Source organism: Anaerobacillus sp. QJM3NY_32, assembly GCF_056173645.1.
In genome coordinates, this window is record NZ_CM149684.1 from 1,397,561 (window position 1) to 1,415,296 (window position 17,736).

Consider the following 17,736-nt stretch of genomic DNA (forward strand, 5'->3'; position numbering starts at 1 on the left):
ACCGGCTGGCTTTTTGTTGTGTTTTTAGGAAAAAAGGAATTTAGCGAGTTAAATCGAATGATATATGAATACAGAGAGGGTTATTTATTGAGAAGAGGAGAGGAAGACCATGAACATTATTAAGCGTAAAACAGATGTTGAGACGTTGTTGAAGAATTTTGAGCAAATTGCTGAATTTGACCAAATAGGTCAAAAACATTACCTCGTTTTTGACGATACAGAAAGAGAAGGACAGTGTACGGTCATGAAATACCAAGGTGCTTCATTTTCCGTGCATTGCAAAGGAGCCTTTTATTGTGATGATCAGGAAAAGTATTTAGATGATCGTGCACTAATAGGTTTCTTATGGAAGCGACGTAAGGGCGTTAACATGATTCTTCGAGAAGCACTTAAGGAAAAGGTTTCTTAACAACCGCAGCTTCAATCGTGTGGAATCATCTAGGAACTCTTTCGAATAAGCATACGTCCTGAAGAAATGCTCTCTTTCATGTAAACTGTATACGTAGATAAAATGCAGTACTGAATTGAGGGACTCTTTGTGATTGGTGTATTTATTGAAATTATTGTACCCGTGTTCATTCTCATTGGCATCGGTGTTTTACTGCATCGTATTTTTCAATTTGATTTGTACACACTTGCGAAAGTAAATATTTATTTCATTGTGCCAGGCTTTATTTTCTTGAAACTGTATGAAACAGCTTTTTCGCTATCGTTGTTTTTATCGGTGCTTACTTTTTTTAGTTTGTTAATTGTGATTTTATATGTTGTTTCTTATTTAATTAGCCGTTTATTCGGCTATAGTAGAAGTGTACGCGCATCGTTTACAAACAGCATCTTATTCTACAATTCAGGGAACTATGGCGTACCGGTAAATGATCTTGTATTTAAGCATGATCCGTTTGCTATGTCGATTCAAGTTATTATCTTAACGTTTCAAAACATTCTCACGTTCTCATGGGGAATCTTTTCTTTAAAGACGGTAGAAGGAAATAAATTAAATGCGCTTCTTGGGTATTTTAAAATGCCTGTTTTATATGCGATGGTTCTTGGAGTCGGATTTAATTTACTCCATGTAGAACTGCCTGAATTTGTATTAATACCTGCCGGGTACATTGGTGATTCGATGGTGGCGATCGCTTTGTTAACGTTAGGAGCTCAGGTGGCTCAGCTTCGGTTCGCGAAAAATTTATCTGTTGTTTATGTAAGTTTAATGCTACGTCTGTTGCTTGGACCTGCCATTGCACTGGGGATTATTTTTGTACTAGGTATTGACGGGATTACGGCCCAAGCGTTATTGATTTCATCAGCCATGCCGACAGCTGTGAACAGTGCTATTATTGCTCAGGAGTATGAAAATGAGCCGGAACTCTCTGCACAGATTGTACTTGCCTCAACCGTTCTCAGCATGATCACAGTTACGGCTGTTATTTCATTAAGTCGCTGGTTGTTTTAGATGGACTGGTACTCTTTTGTCCTACTATTGAAAGGGAGAAAGTGTACGGAACTGGAAATCGCAACCATTGATTTTTAGTAAACGAAGGTGTAGAGTATAGTCATAAGCAATACCCATTTCCTGCAACGCACGTTAACAACGGTTGTCTCAAACCGATGCTAGTTTTCCGGGAACTCTAAATCCAGTTGCTAATAACAAGCCGGCCTTCTGAGCGGGACGTTAAAGGTAGCTGTGCGGGTACCCACCTGCTTTTACGCGGGCTTTGAGACACTTATAGTGACGACGAAGCGGGGTTGGGTTTAAATTTGCTTATTTTTTCTTTTTAAATTAAATGGTGCTGTACCTATAAAAGGCATGGAAGCGACTTCGCTTCCATGCCTTTTTTGAGTAATAGTGTTTCGACAGGGTTCGAGTTAAAACGGGCGGTGCCTGTCACCGCCTAAGTCCTTACGTGAAATACTCTAGCTTTGCATTTGGAAAGAACTTATCTATATAGCTTCCGAATGTGTCTTTCATGTCCTGCTGCTGATCCTTCTGATAAACGTACTTTCCAATACCATATTTCCCCCATTTATAAAGGCGATCTTCTTCTTCCATTTCAAGCTTAGACATTGGGTAATTTTTTTGAATAACGCGCTTAGCTGGTTTTGTGAATCGATGCTGGATGAGTTCAAATGTTAAGTCCTTCGTTGCGCTCTTAGGAAGTTTGGCTTCTAACTTCTCAAATAGAGTCAGATAGCCCTGCTTCCAATCATCGTACAAATAGATAGGCGCGATGATGAAGCCCAGTGGGTAGCCTGCTTCAGCGACTTTAGCGGCTGCTTCGATGCGCTCATCAAGTCTGGAAGTTCCGGGTTCTAGAAATTTAATAACGTAATCTGCATTCATACTGAAACGGAACCGTGTTCTTCCCTGATGATCCGCATCTAGTAGATGATCCACATGTGCAAATTTCGTCACAAATCGAAGACGTCCATGATCAGATTTTCCAAAGTACTCAATCGCACGTTTTAATGTATGCGTTAAGTGATCAATGCCCACGATGTCTGATGTACAGGATGCTTCAAACCGGGTAGGTTCAGGTGCTCGTTCTTGCATATACTTTTCTGCAGCATCAAAAATATCATCTGTATTTACATACGTGCGTATGTAGGGTTTGCTGCCCATCGTTGTTTGGAGATAGCAATAATGACAGTGCCCCATACAACCAGTTGCAAAAGGGATCGCATATTCCGCGGAAGGTTTAGACGTATCAAATTTCAACGTTTTCCTTACCCCAACGACGAGAGTAGATTTAGCGACTCGATATTGCTGGAAGTGATTATCCCCAGGAAGGTTTCGTACTTGATTGTGTGATGTTGTTTCCCTAATCTCAATATCCATTTTAGAGAACTTCTCGTGTAGTTCCCTTCCAAGTGGATATTCTAACGCTCGTGGTTCCATGTAGACGAGCTGTGGTACAAAGGGTTTGACCAATGGAAGCCCTCCTATTCTATGGATCCAAAGTATGTGGCATAGGCCTGTTCAGCTTCTGCTTCTGAATGATAGATCGCCATATCAGAATCAAGCGGGTAGTATGTTTCATACAAAAATAAGGCAAGCTTACCAGGTTCATCAGGATCGTTCACAACGGCTGCTTCCTGAATGTTAGCCACGCTGTAAGTATGAGGATTGCGGTACATCACATAGACAACATCACCTGCTTGGTAGTCTTGTCCTGACTCGTAAGTGGAATCGTGCAAGTCCATTCTTTATCACTCCTTCAAGTTCTTCTTCCTCATTGTTCCACAAGAGTGACATTTCCTTTCTGGTAAATAACGCCTATTTTAGTCATGAAGTCTAAAACGAGCGCATACGATGTTCTGTTGACTTGAAAGTAAGGGAGGTGCGTGAAGGCATGATGAAATACTTGAGGAAACTATTGCCTTCACTAAGTTTTAGTGACAGAGTATTTGCCCGTTTAAAGCTATATCGAAAAATGAAAGGTGGGGTATGGTACAAAGTTTCTGATCGTGTCGCTCCGAAGAAAAGCACATGGGTGAGAAAATTAGAAAATCCAGAAGCGTATTATGTATGGAAAAGAGAAGGACATTAGAGATATTACAAAGACGCCGAATTCAACGGCGTCTTTGCTTATATACGACACAATATGACAATTAACGGGTGGTGACAGGCACCGCCTACCTATTGCAACCATCCATACAATACGTTACTCAATGGTTCGAGTATGAAATTCACGATCGTAAGTGGGGTTGGGATATGGATGTGAAGTTTATTTAGAACTAAGAAAGTAAAACTGATACATAGAAGGATGCTATATACCCAAAGGTCTTTCAATTGCTTTTTCTTTCGTAATTTGGCTGCTTCCATAACGGTAACTAGAATCGAGGCTACACCGACAGCGATAATAAACCACATCGTTTTACTCACCATCCTTTCTTTGAACAGAATCGGTGATGTTTCCGGTACGTTGAATGGTTGCGTGGATGGTGTAATCCACTTCGACGTTTTTAAATTCCTCATTCCAATGATTTTTCAACATTCGCCACTGATCTGGATGTTCGCGATGAATGAGGGCCCCAAAACCTAAGATGTCACTGTTGAATTTATCTTGACTTGCAGAAACAGCTGACTCCATTTTAGATTGAATGTCTTTTTCGACCATTGCTTCAAACATTCGTATTGTCCTTGGGTTTGTAAGATCCACATTACATTCCAAATCACCTACATTTCCATCTACTCGAACGGTTGCCTCGATATGTGGGACGTTCTTCTCCATGTGTCCCTCAATGGACAATTTTGCACTAATGATTTCAATGGAAGCATTCTTCTGTGAACAAGGGACATTTACAATAGTACTTGTGACATTGTTGATAAAATAATTAAAACCTTTACTTTCATCCTCGTTCAACCAGCCGATTAGTTTATCTCCTTTGAAGACTCCGATATGAGCAATTTGAATAGTTGTTGAGGGCTCTGTTTTTTCGAGGTTTTTGCTATTCTTGCCTACATTAGGATCGCCATTGACAACAATCCCAGTAAGTACAGCCTCAATTCCTTCATTAGACAGCTTATTTAATAATTCATCAAGCTTTACTGCATAAGTAGGGGCCCAGTTTTGTTCAGACATTTTGAGTGAGGAGACAATTTTGCTAGACGAAATTTTATCCATAGGTGTTAAAATGTTTAGGAGTTGACCGGCGCGTGTGTCTTTTGCGATAACAAGAAGGAAGTCCGTTCTCATCTCATGGTCTCTAGAAAGAAAATCAAGCGATTGGACAATGCCGCTTTTGGCTGCTTCTTCACCAAACACAATCATTTGAACATGAGAAAAATAAACCTTTCGAGGTGCTTGCACCGTTAATCTCCGAAAAGCTTCAAATAGCGTTTCGCCAGAAGAACGATATGTTGTCGTAGCCGTCCGATTTGTTGGACTATCTGAGGCGATTTCTCCTGGATTAATGATTTGAACGGTCAGCAAATAACCTTCATCGCTTTTGTCAATAGCGATGGCTGTAGCAATCGCTATTTCGTTAAGCTCTCTACTACTCCAACAGCTTGTTAACAGAAATAAACATGTTAACAAAGTGGCAAGTCGATATACGTAAGCTCTCATGTCCATGATCACCTTCTTATTATCCTCAAATTAATTTGATTCTGGTTTTGGTGGAGGAGTGGTATTTCTTGTTTCATCGCCTTTGCTAATGAACGAAGGGCGTGTCCGTAGTTTCCAAAGCGGCGCACGTAGAATACTATCTTTTTGGTCTTTCGGGATAATGGGCGCCATAGGAGACATATATGGCACGCCAAATGAGCGCAAACTGCATAAGTGAAGGACCATTGCAATAATACCGATGATAATCCCAAATAAACCAAATGTTGCAGCAAGAAACATGAACGGAAAGCGAAGCACTCGAAGAGAAATGGCTAAGTTAAATGAAGGCATAACAAAGCTACTAATAGCTGTGATTGAGACGACGATTACCATTGCAGAAGAAACGATACCTGCTTCAACTGCAGCCTGTCCAAGAACTAGTGCGCCAACAATAGATATAGCAGAGCCAACAGCGCGAGGCATACGAATACCCGCTTCACGTAACACCTCAAAGGTAAGTTCCATTAACAAAGCTTCAATCAGTGCTGGAAAAGGCGTCCCTTCTCGCTGTGCTGCTAAGCTAATGAGAAGGGAGGAAGGAAGCATCTCTTGATGAAAGGTTGTCACAGCAATATAAGCAGAAGGTGTTAATAAAGCAAGGAAAAAGGAGATATATCGCAAGAAACGAACCATTACGCTTATATCAAAACGTTGATAGTAATCTTCACTTGATTGAAAGAATTGAACAAATAAAGTTGGGACAAGAAGGACAAATGGTGTTCCGTCAACGATTATGGCTACTCGGCCTTCTAATATGCCAGCAGCAATCGTATCAGGTCGTTCAGAGTTGAAGATCGTTGGGAAGGGAGTGTAGGTATTATCCTGAATATATTCCTCAATATAGGCACTTTCCAAAATGCTATCAGTATCAATTTTCGTTAACCGATCGCGCACTTCTTTCAAGATACTCTCATCAACAACACCTTTTAAATAAACGAGGGCAACATCTGTTTTGGTCTTATGGCCGATTGGGTTCGTTTCGATCCAAAGAGAGGGATCTTTGATTTTTCGTCTAAGCAGCGCGGTGTTCGTTCGTATTGTTTCCGTAAAACCATCTTTCGGCCCTCTAATGACAGTTTGGGAAGTGGGTTCATTAACGTCGCGATCCTTCCAGTTTCTTGAACCAATAGCAAATCCTTTAGACTCACCTTGAATAAGTATGATTGTATCTCCAGAAAGGAGATGATCATATAAGGGTTGAAAACGATGAACCTCTGTTAATTCACAGGCAGCAAGAGAGAAATGCTTTAGGATCTCATAAAAACTAGCATGTTGTATGACGTTCACCGCTATATCCGTTTTTCGAATATCGAGCATCAATGGATCAATGACGCTTTCCTGGACCATTACTTTGTCTGCAAGTCCATCAATAAAAATGACAGCGATAAGTTTTGTCTCATCTGTACCAGAATGAATCTCTCTAATCGTTAAATCAGAACTTTCTCCTAGCATTTTCTTTATGTTCACTATGTTTTTTTGAAGATCCAGGCTAATGTCTTTAGAAGTACTATCGGTGGAAGAGTCCTTTTCATTACGTTTTTTGTTTTCCCTTAACCGCCTTATGCGTTTCATCACAAATCCCCCACATTATTTTCTTCATTAAGTAGGTTTTCACATCGAATGGTTTTTATCCACCTCAACGTCATAAATCGATATTGGCATAAAACTGAGCGAAAATTCCCCTATTATGCATAAACGGCTCCGAAAGATGCATACTACTTTTGTATAAATATGTAAAAATGTTTTTGCTATGGTAAGTAGCGTATCCTTATCCAAAATAAACATGATGATACGAAACACATACCGTTATGAATTAGGTGAATAACAATGAACATTGTCCTCATTATCACGCTACTGTTTTTTGTTTTTTGGAAAGGTGATTGGAGAAATTGGGAAAAATACTATCCTAGTATGCTTTATATTGCTTTAGCAGCAACCGTTTATGAAACGATATCGTATGAAGAATTTCATCTTTGGGAGTTTAAAAAAGACATTTTCTTTAGTAAATTTAATGTTCATTTACTACATAACCTCGTTGTTAATCCTTTAGTTGTTCTACTTTATCTGTCTAATTATCCAATGCATAAAAGAAGGTTTCTGTACAATGTGAAATGGATTTCAGGATTTTGGCTTGTGGAATGTATAGCTTCTAAAGCTGAGATGATTACTTATCACAATGGATGGAACCTGGCATGGTCACTATTATTTATTATTGTGATGTTTCCGATGGTGCACCTTCATCACCGGAATAAAACGATTGCACTTCCATTATCGATAGGCATCTCGATGCTTCTATTAGTCATTTTTCATTATGTATAATCGATAAGGAAGAAGTAAAACTATAAGGTTCCAGCTATCAAAAGGAGCGTCTGAGCGATGGCAAAGGAAATCATTAATACGCGTCAATTCTCATGGTTAGTTGCCTTATACATAATTGGAAGCTCCATCTTAATTATTCCTGCGGGTCTAGCTGCTGTAGCAAAACAAGATGCGTGGATTTCAGCGATCGTTTCAATTGGAGTCGGAACAATGCTCGTTGTTTTTTATGGGTATTTTATGAAGAAATTTCCTGATATGACGATTGTTGAAGCGAGTGAGAAAGTACTCGGCAAATGGATTGGTCAGATTGCATCGCTTTTATTTTTCACCTTTCTCTTTCTTCTTGCAGCTCTTGTCCTCAGAAATATTGGAGACTTTTTAACGACCCAAATCTTGATTGAAACGCCGCTATATATTATTTTCACCATCTTTATGATCGTCGTTATTATGGGCGCAAGCCTGGGGATAGAAACCATTGCAAGAGCATGTGAAATCTTTTTCCCTTGGATTTTCTGTCTGCTCATTTTGCTAACCATTCTACTTATGCCTGAAATGCAATTTGAAGCGATTAAACCGATAATGGAAAACGGTGTTAAGCCAATTATCAAGGCTTCTATTCCCTTTATTGGTTTGCCATTTCTCGAATTAGTTGCCTTTCTGATGATCTATCGACACGTAGACAAACATAATAAATTGAGCATTTCATTCTTAAAAGGAACTGCGATGGGTAGCGTCGTTTTGTTTGTTATTATTTGTGCAACAATCCTTGTATTAGGAGCGGATTTCACAGCAAGATATACGTATCCTACGTATATTCTTGCAAAGAAAATTAGCATCGGGAAAATCGTCGAACGAATTGAAGTCATCGTGGCGATTGTTTGGATGCTTTCTATTTATTTTAAGTTAGTTCTTTTGTTCTACACCTCAGCACGTACATTAACGCATATCTTTCGCGTTCAAAACTATCGACTGCTGTTATTTCCTCTTGGAATAGGGAGCTTGGTTTTAGCACAAATTAGTTATCCTGACATTATTTATATGCAGGATTTTGTATCGAAAACATGGACCCTTTATGCATCGATCTATGGAGTTGGATTCCCCATGTTATTAATTCTAGTTGCAAAAGGTAGAAAGTTGATTTAATAGAACGAATTGGAGAAGAGCGTGCTAGCCTTAGTGTAGGTTTACCGTTGGTTCTTTACCATCTCCGTCCTAAAAGAAATAAGACCTATATTCTCTCTGCAGGTGGTACCTTTAGGTATCGCCTGTTCTCTTTTTTACTGTGGAGAAAAAGTTTATGATAATGGAATAATATGGTTGGTGATTAGCGGACAACTCATAATTAAATGTTTGTATCTAAGAGTCATCTTACGACTATTTTTGAATGGAAAATCGACTTTTAAGGGGACGAAAGAGAGATTAGTTACATATAAAGAACAATAAGCAATGCTACAATCACGATTTTTCGCACTTACTGACTCAAGGATGTCATAGCATCTTGGAAGAAGGAGGATATCATTCATGGATGCTTATCAAATGATTACGTTCATTAAGGAACTTGAAAGATTAAAGGATACGACAAGAACTGCCTACATGAGAAGCGGTCGACGAGAGAGCGTGGCCGAACATTCCTGGAGGCTCGCAATGTTTGCTTTTGCTTTAAGCGATCAGTTTCCAGAGCTTGATACAAAACGAGTACTGATTATGTGCCTTGTTCACGATCTTGGAGAAGCATATGACGGGGATATCTCTGCTACGGTTCAAGTCGATCAAAAGGAGAAAGTACAAAAGGAGGAAGAGGCTGTTCAACGACTCACATCATCCCTTAGTGATAAGGGGAAAAATGACATTCTTACAATTTGTCAGGAGTATAATAGAGGCTCAACGAAAGAAGCTAAGTTTGTAAAAGCTCTTGATAAAATGGAGACGATTATACAACATACCCAGGGCACGAATCCCCCTGGTTTTGACTATGAATTTAACCTTACTTATGGGAAAGAGTACGTGAAGGATCACGCTATAATAAAATCCATACGTGATGAAATTGATAAAGAAACGATTAAGAAAATGAATGAGGAAGCATGAGCTAATAAAGGTAGGGATGGGATCAGGTGAAAATAAGTTTAATACGACAAGGAAAATCGGTCTGCGATTTTTCGAACCGGTTAACTAGTGAGGCTTATTGCCAATGGGTTAGTCAATATAATAGAGAAGGAATATGTGATGAAGCTCCGAAACTTGTTCAAGCTATTTTACAACAAGTACCGTTAGTATTAACGAGTGACTTGCCGAGGTCTCTAGAATCAGCGCAGCAGGCAACTACGATTCAAAGCGATCCGATTTTCCGAGAACTAGAACTCCCCTTTTACAACATACGCTTCCTGAAGATCAAACCTCAAATGTGGACAGTCTTTTATCGGTTGCTTTGGTTTATTGGTTTATCAAACCAAGCAGAAACTCGAAAGGAAGCGAGAAAGCGTGCTAAGTTAGCCGCTGATGTTTTAGAGGAATGTGCAATGACAAAGGAATCTCTCGTTTTAGTTGGGCATGGCTTTTTCAATCGCATTATTGGACGGGAGTTAGAGAAGCGAAGCTGGAAGTTACAGGGAGATAAAGCCTCAGCCAATTGGGCTTGTGTTACGTATTGGAAAGAATAGAACGAATCATTTTACTTTTTATTTTTTGATCAGTTTTTACTATGTTGAAATATTTTCAGTAATGTTGTTTGCTTCAATAAACACTGTGTAGTTAATATAGTATGCGAGGTTATGAGATTACTAGTTACATGAAGTGATGAATCAAATAGTAATTCGCAAGAAAGAGACGCTATCTTAGCAAAATGTAATTGGTCAATTATTAAATTAAATCTGCTAGTTTATAAAGGGTTTTCATAAAATAGAGGGGTTGTCAAAAAGAAAAAAGCAGGTAAAATGGACGCAAGGTTAAAGAAAATATTCGTTTTGCATCATAGAAAAGCATGCGAAACATATCATGGAAGTATAGAAAACAAACTGTTCCATACAGGAACTATTACAAGCTGGAAAGGGGAAAGAAACCATGAATCGTTCAGTGGTCTGTCCATGTGAGGGAGTTATCGAGAAAGTATTCGTCAAACATGCATCTCGAGTATATGAGTGGGAGCCAATGTTTGTCATTCGCAATGGACAGGGCAATACCGAGAAAATTACGCTTGGAGTAAGCGGGGAAATTTCTGAACTTCATGTGAAGGAGAATGATCGTGTAACTGGCGGTTACATTCTTGCCTCAATGAAAGAAGATGATTTTGTAACAGGAAGCGACTGATGCTCGCTCATAGCTGAGCACTGTGCTTGATGATCATAGAAGGAGCGAGATCTGACGCAAGCATGTTACGGTTTACCGTAGCGCTTGCGTCTTTCGTTTTTTTGATCCGATATGAGAATAATATCCAACTTATCCATATAATACTTTGTTGATCAAACTTTCTTATTTGTTTCTAACGAATATGTCTTGCAGGATGACTCTTTTTTTAGTAAAGTACACATATATTACACCTGAGATGGACAAATGTTTTTGTATGGAGGACACTATGAAGAAAATTGGACTGTTGCCACGTATTCTTATTGCCATTGCCCTTGGAATTGTTATTGGAGCTTATTTCCCTGAATGGACCGTACGATTATTTGCTACATTCAATGGGATTTTTGGAAACTTTCTAGGTTTCGCGATTCCTCTCATTATTATTGGATTTATTGCACCGGGAATTGGTGAAATTGGGAAGGGTGCAGGGAAGTTAATTGGGGTTACAACGTCAGTTGCGTACCTTTCTACATTTCTAGCTGGTTTGCTAGCTTTCTTTGCTGCACGAAATTTATATCCTTTATTCCTTGAAACCGGGGGAGCCGCTTCAGAGATGGCGAATCCTGAAGAATCGTTATTAAAGCCTTTCTTCGAGGTTGAGATTCCTCCTATGATGGGCGTTATGACGGCACTCGTTCTAGCGTTTACACTTGGACTTGGCATGGCTGCGATGAAGGGGAATATGCTAAAAGGGGTTATGATTGAGTTTAGAACAATCGTTGAGAAAGTGATTAGCTACGTCATTATTCCATTACTACCGCTTCATATTCTTGGCATTTTCGCAAACATGACAAGTGCTGGACAAGTCCAAACAATCTTAAGTGTTTTTGCCAAAGTGTTCGTCATGATTATTCTTCTTCATATGACAATGCTTTTGATTCAATATAGCATTACTGGTGCAGCGACATCTCGTAATCCTTTCAAACTTCTGAAAGGAATGATGCCAGCGTATTTTACAGCGCTCGGTACTCAGTCTTCAGCGTCTACAATTCCAGTCACGCTAAGACAAACGAAAAAGAATGGTGTACGAGAGAAAATTGCTGATTTCAGCGTTCCGCTCCTTGCGACTATTCACCTTTCCGGGAGCACGATTACGATTGTCTCGTGTGCGATGGCGGTTATGCTTTTGAATGGACAGGAGCCTACATTCGCTGCGATCATTCCATTCATCCTTATGCTTGGGGTTACCATGATTGCGGCGCCTGGTGTACCAGGTGGTGCTGTTATGGCGGCGATCGGACTGTTAGAAACAATGCTTGGATTCGATTCAACGATGGTCTCACTAATGATCGCTTTATACCTTGCACAAGATAGCTTTGGTACAGCTTGTAATGTAACAGGTGATGGGGCTTTGTCAGGCCTTGTGGATCGATTAACATCGAAGAAAGCAACTTTGAAAGACACTGCAAAAGCAGGATAACATTTAGGACAGGCAGATGCCTGTCCTTTTTGATGTTCTCTCGCAATCTATTTCGTTCATAATAAGCCACCGCTGCTGTAAGGTTTGTTTGAGAAAAAGGATTCTCCTATTATCCTCTCGAAATGAAAGTAGTTGGAGGAGGAGAGGAATATGAAAAATACGATTTTGGAACAAAACAAAGGAAGTTGGAATAAAGTTGCTCATCATTTTAACGGGGTAGACGCGCTACCTGCGTATGGCCCTTTTGCTCAAACGGAGAATGAGCTCCAGCTATTTGATCAGCTTGAGAAAAGTAAAGTACTTGAGATTGGGTATGGTAGTGGGCATTCATTACGGTATATGGCGAATAATGGAGCAGAAGAACTGTGGGGCGTCGATTTATCTGAAGAACAAAAACATAAGGCTGAGGAAACGTTATCAGGTTTATCCCCCAATCTTTTTTGTGCGCCAATGGAAGAAGAGATTGGCCTTCCTAAAAACTATTTTAATCATGTGTTTTCTATTTATGCGATTGGATGGACAACAGATCTAAGGAAAACTTTCGCATTGATTTACTCTTACTTAAAGGAGGGAGGAAGCTTTGTTTTTAGCTGGGATCATCCTTTATATGTTCATTTGAAAAGTAAAGAGGGGGACGTGACACTTAACGGTTCTTACCAAAATGAAGGTCTTCATACATTTGAAGATTTCAAAGGCGAAGGCGTCACCATGACGATTCATAAACGGAAAATGGCGACTTACATAAATGAATTAATTCAGGCGGGATTTACGATAAAAAAGGTGATTGAAAGTGATGTTTCTTCTTCTATGTCTGAGGAAGACATAACTGTTTCAGATCGATATTATTCTTTGTACAAAGCAAAGAAATTTCCAACTACGATGATTATTAAAGCGGTTAAATAAGTTAGTAAGCTCTGGATTTTGAGGGAGATATTATAGTTTTTCCATCGGATGATATGGAACTTATTGTAAGCTGATCCGTACTTTAAGAGAAGCATTTCTTTCGAAGCAGAAGCCACTATCTCTTAGAGGATGTGATTAATCTGGTTGTAAAATTCTTTTTTTGCATGGGCTTTTTAATAGTAGCTGTTTCAGTAGCAGGAGCGTTAAGTAAGATTTCTGCGTTCATTGAAAAACATTTGTTAAGTAAACTTGGCTCTTTTAACCGGTATGGGTTGCTTCTCGTTGTTACGCTACTGTTTGAGAGTGGATTAGTGGCCGCCATATCGGTCATGAGCGGCTGGAATTTCATCGATTCATGGTTCGTAGGAAGTATTTTGCTTATAGCTATTATTTGGCTACCCGCTTATTTTAGACCCTTTCAAGAAAACGCAAGTCGCACTGTTGGAAAGTTTCATAGTGGTTTTGAATCAGGTGCGGTTGCCATACATAGGGGAGGATCACGTCATCCTTTTTTTGTTGGAACACTTCTTTTTACGACGGTTGGACTCTTTGTTTCTTTCGGATATTATTTTCCATATTTCATTTAACGAAACGAGCACTCTTTGAAAGCAGATAAGTAGAGATGATTACCTTAATAGGTATAGGAAACACCTGAAAAATGGTGTTTAAGAAGTAAATAGACCGTCATAACGACTATTAGGAGCTGAGTGATTGTTGAAATATTCTCTTTGTATCGGTGCTTATCCTGGTGACGATGTGATTACTCATTTGGAGAAAGTGAAAGAACACGGCTTTCATGGACTCGAATATTATGATTGGACAGAGCTCGATCTAATAGAAGTGGCTAAAGCACAACGTCGTATTGGGGTTGGAATTACAGCAACATGTACAAGGTCTTTCAATCTAGTTAATCCTGAAATGAGTGAGCTTTTTCTTAGTGGACTAACTGAAACAATTGAAGCATGCAAAAGGCTTAGAACAACTTCAATAATTACACAAACGGGGAACGTTATGATTGATGCGCCAATTAAGATGCAACAAGATGCCATGATTGATACTCTTAAGCGGAGTGCAGCGCTATGTGAAGAGTCTGGAATGGTGCTTGAAGTAGAACCTTTAAATGGCCTTGTTGATCACGAAGGGCACTTTCTTCAATATTCGGATCAAGCGGTCTCGATCATCGATCAAGTTGATAGTCCTCATGTAAAGCTTCTTTTCGACGTTTATCATCAGCAAATTACGGAAGGGAATGTGATTCGAAACGCGACGAACTATCGGAATCGTATCCATCACTATCATATCGCTGATAACCCTGGGCGAAATCAGCCAGGGACAGGTGAGTTAAATTATACGAACATCTTAAAAGCAATTAAAGAGACAGGGTTTGATGGTTTTGTTGGATTGGAATGCGGCTACACGATAGAAACGGATCGAGCTTTAGCGGAATTTAGAGAGACCATTTTAGAGCATGTTGAATAGTGGTTAGAAATCATAAAGAGCTACAAAAACCAGTGTTCCACTGGGAGTTGTAGCTCTTTATGGTATTATCCATTTAGTTTTCGTAATCCGTGAAGGTCGAGTAGACCAAATCCTACTTTCGAGAATATCGGAAGAACGATAAAGGCTAGAGTATCAATAATGCCTGCAGTTACGCCAACTCCTGATGACCCGAAAAACCATGCGGTAGGGTAAAGAACCCAAAAAGATGTTAAGTAAATCGCTACTCGCTTATAATGCTTTGCAAGTTGCTCGTTTGAACCATCCGCTATTTTCTTGAGCGGTCCCCATATAATGACTAATATGATGACGAGAGCAACTAGTCCCATTGTGTACCAAACATATTTTAGTGATTCCGATGAAAAATCTGCAATGAGACCAGTTAAAATCATGAATACATCAGCTGCAATCAAAGAAGCGATGAGTGTGCGATTGATTTTACTTTGGTAGAACATAGCAGTTAAGGCAAGTGATAGTAGTAAGAGAGGAGTCGAGACGACCCAATCTAAATAGCGTGCAAAATAAATTGTTTTTTCCGGTCTTTCTAATATTCCTTGCCCTAAAGCAATCGATAAATAAGCGACCCCAGACCATCCTGTGATTAGAATGGCAACAACATATTCATACAAGGGAACGCCTTTTGGGTTTCGACTTAGGAGATAAAAATAAATGGCGCTTGAGATCATGACGATAAAATAAAAAATGTGTAGCGAAATATCAATTGAATTCATGGTTTCACCTCTATATTCTTAACGTGATATCCATTATTGGCTTTGGGAAAGAATTTATTCATTATTAATAGAGTAATTATGGAATTTTGTTACTAAATACAAAGGCTAGTTATATTGAAACAATCAAATAGGTAGACGGATTAAGGAGAACATTTTAAGATGGAAGTATTGAGTGATAAAGGAGTTACGATATGAATTTCGTTGCACTAGATTTTGAAACGGCTAATTCGCAAAGAGGAAGCGTTTGTTCCATTGGTCTCGTAGAATACGAGAATGGGGAGCTTATTCGAGAGTACTATCGATTGGTGAGACCAAAACAAAATTATTTTGCAGGCATTAACATTAGCATTCATGGGATTACAGAAGAGGACGTAGCCGACGCGCCTGAGTTCGACGTTCTATGGAAAGAGGAAATTCGTGAGTTAGTAGAGGGGAAATTCCTTATCGCGCATAACGCTCAATTTGATATGAGCGTCTTACGCGCTGTTCTCGATCAATATAGCCTACCTTATCCGATACTTGCTTATAACTGTACGGTGAATTTATCGAAAAAAACGTGGGCATTACCCCGATATAAATTAAATGTTGTGTCTGATTACCTTGGGATCGATCTTGATCATCACCACGCGCTGGATGATGCACGTGCTTCGGCTCTGATTTTCTTGAAAGCGGCAGAGACATTAAATGCAAGCGATGTAAATGAACTTGTGGATAGAACAGGTACGGCAAACGGTGTGTTGTTCGATAATGGGTATGAACCAGCAAAGTTAAATAAAAAACGAGTGACAAAGAAAACCCCATCACCAAAAATTCGCTAACGAATTTGGTGATGGGTTTTTTTAACCTATTTTACTTCTGCAATCGTTTAGAAGAAGTGAATGAGGAAGGATAATGTATCAAGCTCTCTCGCCAAGTCAATTTGCTGTAGGTGAACGTTGGCGGGAAGTTGCAAGTAGGCCGAAGAAAAATTCATTATCCCAATAATTCCTGTCTCAGATAGTTTTTCAGAAATTAACTGTGCTGAAGCGGCAGGAATAGCGAGAATAGCAACGGTGACGGTGGGGGTTAAGCGGTCATACATTTCATCGATATGATAGACCGGAACACCAGCAATCGTTTTGCCTACTATTTTTGGGTTATTATCAAACGCCATTTTGATTTTAGGAGTCGACTTTCTTAAATGGTTATAGTGAAGAAGTGCTGTCCCAAGGCGACCGGCGCCAATTAGCGCAGCTTCAGGTTCAGTCTTCTCGTTCACGATCAGGTGAAGGTGGTTGACTAACTTTTTCACTTCATATCCAGCCCCTTTTCGTCCTGGGGCTTTTATCTTAGAAAAATCTCTCCTTACAAGGTCTGATTTATAATTAAGTGCATTTCCAATCTCTACAGATGAAATCGATTTTTGTCCCGATTTCTTAACGCTTTTTAAGTAAGAGAGGTAGAGTGGGAGCCGCTTAATGGTTGCATTTGGAAGCTTATTCTCTTCCTTTTTCATAACATTACCTCCGTCAAACTAATACGCTTTCCCTTCTATTATAATCTTAATCTAGCAAAGTGCAATTTGGAAAATAATCCAAAAGAACTAGAGGGGATAACGTGCAATAAAAAAGTTAAGTTAATCCCCAAAAAAAATCGGCCAATTAGGCCGATTTGATAGCAGCTTTATTCATTAAGTTCTTTTTTACATAAATACCAGTCGATGCATTCGAGATCATCCTCATTTTCACGTTGCTTCATTGCTTCCTGTGTCTTAGGAGGAGAAACGAGCACTTTATCTCCTGGCTCCCAATTTGCGGGAGTTGGTGAACCGTGATCATCGGTTGTTTTCAAAGCTTTAACTAATCGCATGATTTCATTCATATTCCGTCCAGTAGTAAGAGGATAATAGATAACAGCTCGAACAACCTGCTTATCATCTACGACGAATACGGCCCGACTCGTTTCAGTTTGACTTTCATCAGGCATAATCATGCCATATCGTGTTGCTACGTTGCGATCAAGATCCGCTATTACGGGGAACTCAATTTCGGTGTCAAAGTTTTTCTCGATGTTACGCACCCATGCAAGATGAGAGGAAACGCTATCTACACTGAGTCCAATTAGCTCAACGTCAAGTTTACGCAACTCAGGATAAATTTCCTGAAAAGCGACAAACTCTGTTGTGCATACAGGTGTGAAATCTGCAGGATGGGAAAATAGGACAAACCATTTACCTTTATAATCGTCTAATGAAATCTGTCCGTGAGTTGTGTTTGCGGTAAAATCGGGGGCAGGTGAACCGATCCTTGGAAGCTGGTATGTGACTTCAGTTTGTTGTTCTGACATCTCAAAACATCCTCCTTCAATTTGAATCTATGAATGGTGTTCCCTTCTCATTTTGAAATAAACAGTCGATTTTGTGACAAATGTTAAAATTAGT

At 39.5% G+C, this 17,736-nt stretch carries 21 protein-coding genes and 1 other RNA gene; 14 read left to right on the forward strand and 8 right to left on the reverse strand.

What is annotated here, in order from left to right; all coding sequences use genetic code 11:
- Positions 1 to 109: 109 nt before the first annotated feature.
- From AC0VYH_RS07520 to ssrS, 3 genes are all read left to right on the forward strand, one after another.
- Positions 110 to 409, forward strand: coding sequence for a hypothetical protein (locus tag AC0VYH_RS07520; protein ID WP_475373598.1), 300 nt, complete (start codon positions 110 to 112; stop codon positions 407 to 409).
- Between the two features lie 129 nt (positions 410 to 538).
- Positions 539 to 1,453: an AEC family transporter gene (locus AC0VYH_RS07525; protein WP_430242398.1), complete on the forward strand. Its 915-nt coding sequence runs from the start codon at positions 539 to 541 to the stop codon at positions 1,451 to 1,453.
- Positions 1,454 to 1,567: 114 nt separating this feature from the next.
- Positions 1,568 to 1,751: non-coding RNA, 6S RNA (ssrS, locus tag AC0VYH_RS07530), on the forward strand.
- Positions 1,752 to 1,900: 149 nt separating this feature from the next.
- Here the strand turns inward: ssrS and splB are convergent.
- Positions 1,901 to 2,929 (reverse strand): spore photoproduct lyase, encoded by a 1,029-nt coding sequence (gene splB / locus AC0VYH_RS07535; protein WP_194220991.1) that lies wholly within the window; start codon positions 2,927 to 2,929, stop codon positions 1,901 to 1,903.
- Positions 2,930 to 2,940: 11 nt separating this feature from the next.
- Positions 2,941 to 3,201 (reverse strand): transcriptional regulator SplA domain-containing protein, encoded by a 261-nt coding sequence (locus AC0VYH_RS07540; RefSeq protein WP_404682603.1) that lies wholly within the window; start codon positions 3,199 to 3,201, stop codon positions 2,941 to 2,943.
- A gap of 149 nt (positions 3,202 to 3,350) precedes the next feature.
- Between AC0VYH_RS07540 and AC0VYH_RS07545 the strand changes: the two genes are divergently transcribed.
- A complete protein-coding gene (locus AC0VYH_RS07545) occupies positions 3,351 to 3,548 on the forward strand; it encodes a hypothetical protein (RefSeq protein WP_430242396.1) in 198 nt (65 codons plus the stop codon).
- Positions 3,549 to 3,637: 89 nt separating this feature from the next.
- On the opposite strand, the gene AC0VYH_RS07550 is transcribed toward AC0VYH_RS07545, so the two are convergent.
- From AC0VYH_RS07550 to AC0VYH_RS07560, 3 genes are read right to left on the reverse strand one after another with little or no spacing between them, the layout of a single operon-like run.
- A complete protein-coding gene (locus tag AC0VYH_RS07550) occupies positions 3,638 to 3,883 on the reverse strand; it encodes a hypothetical protein (protein ID WP_475368781.1) in 246 nt (81 codons plus the stop codon).
- Positions 3,876 to 5,069 (reverse strand): Ger(x)C family spore germination protein, encoded by a 1,194-nt coding sequence (locus AC0VYH_RS07555; protein WP_475373599.1) that lies wholly within the window; start codon positions 5,067 to 5,069, stop codon positions 3,876 to 3,878. The genes AC0VYH_RS07550 and AC0VYH_RS07555 overlap by 8 nt, the downstream gene beginning before the upstream one ends.
- Positions 5,070 to 5,099: 30 nt before the next feature.
- Complete coding sequence (locus tag AC0VYH_RS07560; protein ID WP_475373600.1) at positions 5,100 to 6,680, reverse strand: spore germination protein; 1,581 nt, start codon at positions 6,678 to 6,680, stop codon at positions 5,100 to 5,102.
- 255 nt (positions 6,681 to 6,935) lie between these two features.
- Between AC0VYH_RS07560 and AC0VYH_RS07565 the strand changes: the two genes are divergently transcribed.
- From AC0VYH_RS07565 to AC0VYH_RS07605, 9 genes are all read left to right on the forward strand, one after another.
- On the forward strand, positions 6,936 to 7,427 hold the full coding sequence (locus tag AC0VYH_RS07565; RefSeq protein WP_475373601.1) for a CBO0543 family protein: 492 nt from the start codon (positions 6,936 to 6,938) through the stop codon (positions 7,425 to 7,427).
- A 57-nt stretch (positions 7,428 to 7,484) separates the two neighbouring features.
- Positions 7,485 to 8,570, forward strand: coding sequence for a GerAB/ArcD/ProY family transporter (locus AC0VYH_RS07570; RefSeq protein ID WP_475373602.1), 1,086 nt, complete (start codon positions 7,485 to 7,487; stop codon positions 8,568 to 8,570).
- A 378-nt stretch (positions 8,571 to 8,948) separates the two neighbouring features.
- Positions 8,949 to 9,512, forward strand: a complete 564-nt coding sequence (locus tag AC0VYH_RS07575) for an HD domain-containing protein (RefSeq protein WP_475373603.1) — start codon at positions 8,949 to 8,951, stop codon at positions 9,510 to 9,512.
- A 26-nt stretch (positions 9,513 to 9,538) separates the two neighbouring features.
- Positions 9,539 to 10,084, forward strand: a complete 546-nt coding sequence (locus tag AC0VYH_RS07580; RefSeq protein WP_475373604.1) for a histidine phosphatase family protein — start codon at positions 9,539 to 9,541, stop codon at positions 10,082 to 10,084.
- 400 nt (positions 10,085 to 10,484) lie between these two features.
- Positions 10,485 to 10,730: a biotin/lipoyl attachment domain-containing protein gene (locus AC0VYH_RS07585; protein WP_226612333.1), complete on the forward strand. Its 246-nt coding sequence runs from the start codon at positions 10,485 to 10,487 to the stop codon at positions 10,728 to 10,730.
- 265 nt (positions 10,731 to 10,995) lie between these two features.
- Positions 10,996 to 12,186 (forward strand): dicarboxylate/amino acid:cation symporter, encoded by a 1,191-nt coding sequence (locus tag AC0VYH_RS07590; protein WP_475373605.1) that lies wholly within the window; start codon positions 10,996 to 10,998, stop codon positions 12,184 to 12,186.
- A 150-nt stretch (positions 12,187 to 12,336) separates the two neighbouring features.
- Entirely contained in the window at positions 12,337 to 13,089 is a 753-nt protein-coding gene (locus tag AC0VYH_RS07595) for a class I SAM-dependent methyltransferase (protein WP_475373606.1), read from the forward strand.
- A 131-nt stretch (positions 13,090 to 13,220) separates the two neighbouring features.
- Positions 13,221 to 13,676: a hypothetical protein gene (locus tag AC0VYH_RS07600; protein ID WP_475373607.1), complete on the forward strand. Its 456-nt coding sequence runs from the start codon at positions 13,221 to 13,223 to the stop codon at positions 13,674 to 13,676.
- A 124-nt stretch (positions 13,677 to 13,800) separates the two neighbouring features.
- Positions 13,801 to 14,568, forward strand: a complete 768-nt coding sequence (locus AC0VYH_RS07605; RefSeq protein WP_475373608.1) for a TIM barrel protein — start codon at positions 13,801 to 13,803, stop codon at positions 14,566 to 14,568.
- Between the two features lie 65 nt (positions 14,569 to 14,633).
- On the opposite strand, the gene AC0VYH_RS07610 is transcribed toward AC0VYH_RS07605, so the two are convergent.
- A complete protein-coding gene (locus AC0VYH_RS07610; RefSeq protein ID WP_430242379.1) occupies positions 14,634 to 15,317 on the reverse strand; it encodes a bacteriorhodopsin in 684 nt (227 codons plus the stop codon).
- 191 nt (positions 15,318 to 15,508) lie between these two features.
- Here AC0VYH_RS07610 and AC0VYH_RS07615 point away from each other — a divergent pair, with 191 nt between their 5' ends.
- Positions 15,509 to 16,135, forward strand: a complete 627-nt coding sequence (locus AC0VYH_RS07615) for a 3'-5' exonuclease (protein WP_430242377.1) — start codon at positions 15,509 to 15,511, stop codon at positions 16,133 to 16,135.
- 47 nt (positions 16,136 to 16,182) lie between these two features.
- On the opposite strand, the gene AC0VYH_RS07620 is transcribed toward AC0VYH_RS07615, so the two are convergent.
- Together AC0VYH_RS07620 and AC0VYH_RS07625 are read right to left on the reverse strand one after the other, a co-directional pair.
- On the reverse strand, positions 16,183 to 16,812 hold the full coding sequence (locus tag AC0VYH_RS07620) for a redox-sensing transcriptional repressor Rex (protein ID WP_430242375.1): 630 nt from the start codon (positions 16,810 to 16,812) through the stop codon (positions 16,183 to 16,185).
- A gap of 167 nt (positions 16,813 to 16,979) precedes the next feature.
- Positions 16,980 to 17,642 carry a peroxiredoxin gene (locus AC0VYH_RS07625; RefSeq protein WP_194221007.1) on the reverse strand — a complete coding sequence of 221 codons (663 nt, stop codon included), beginning with the start codon at positions 17,640 to 17,642 and terminating at the stop codon, positions 16,980 to 16,982.
- Positions 17,643 to 17,736 lie beyond the last annotated feature (94 nt).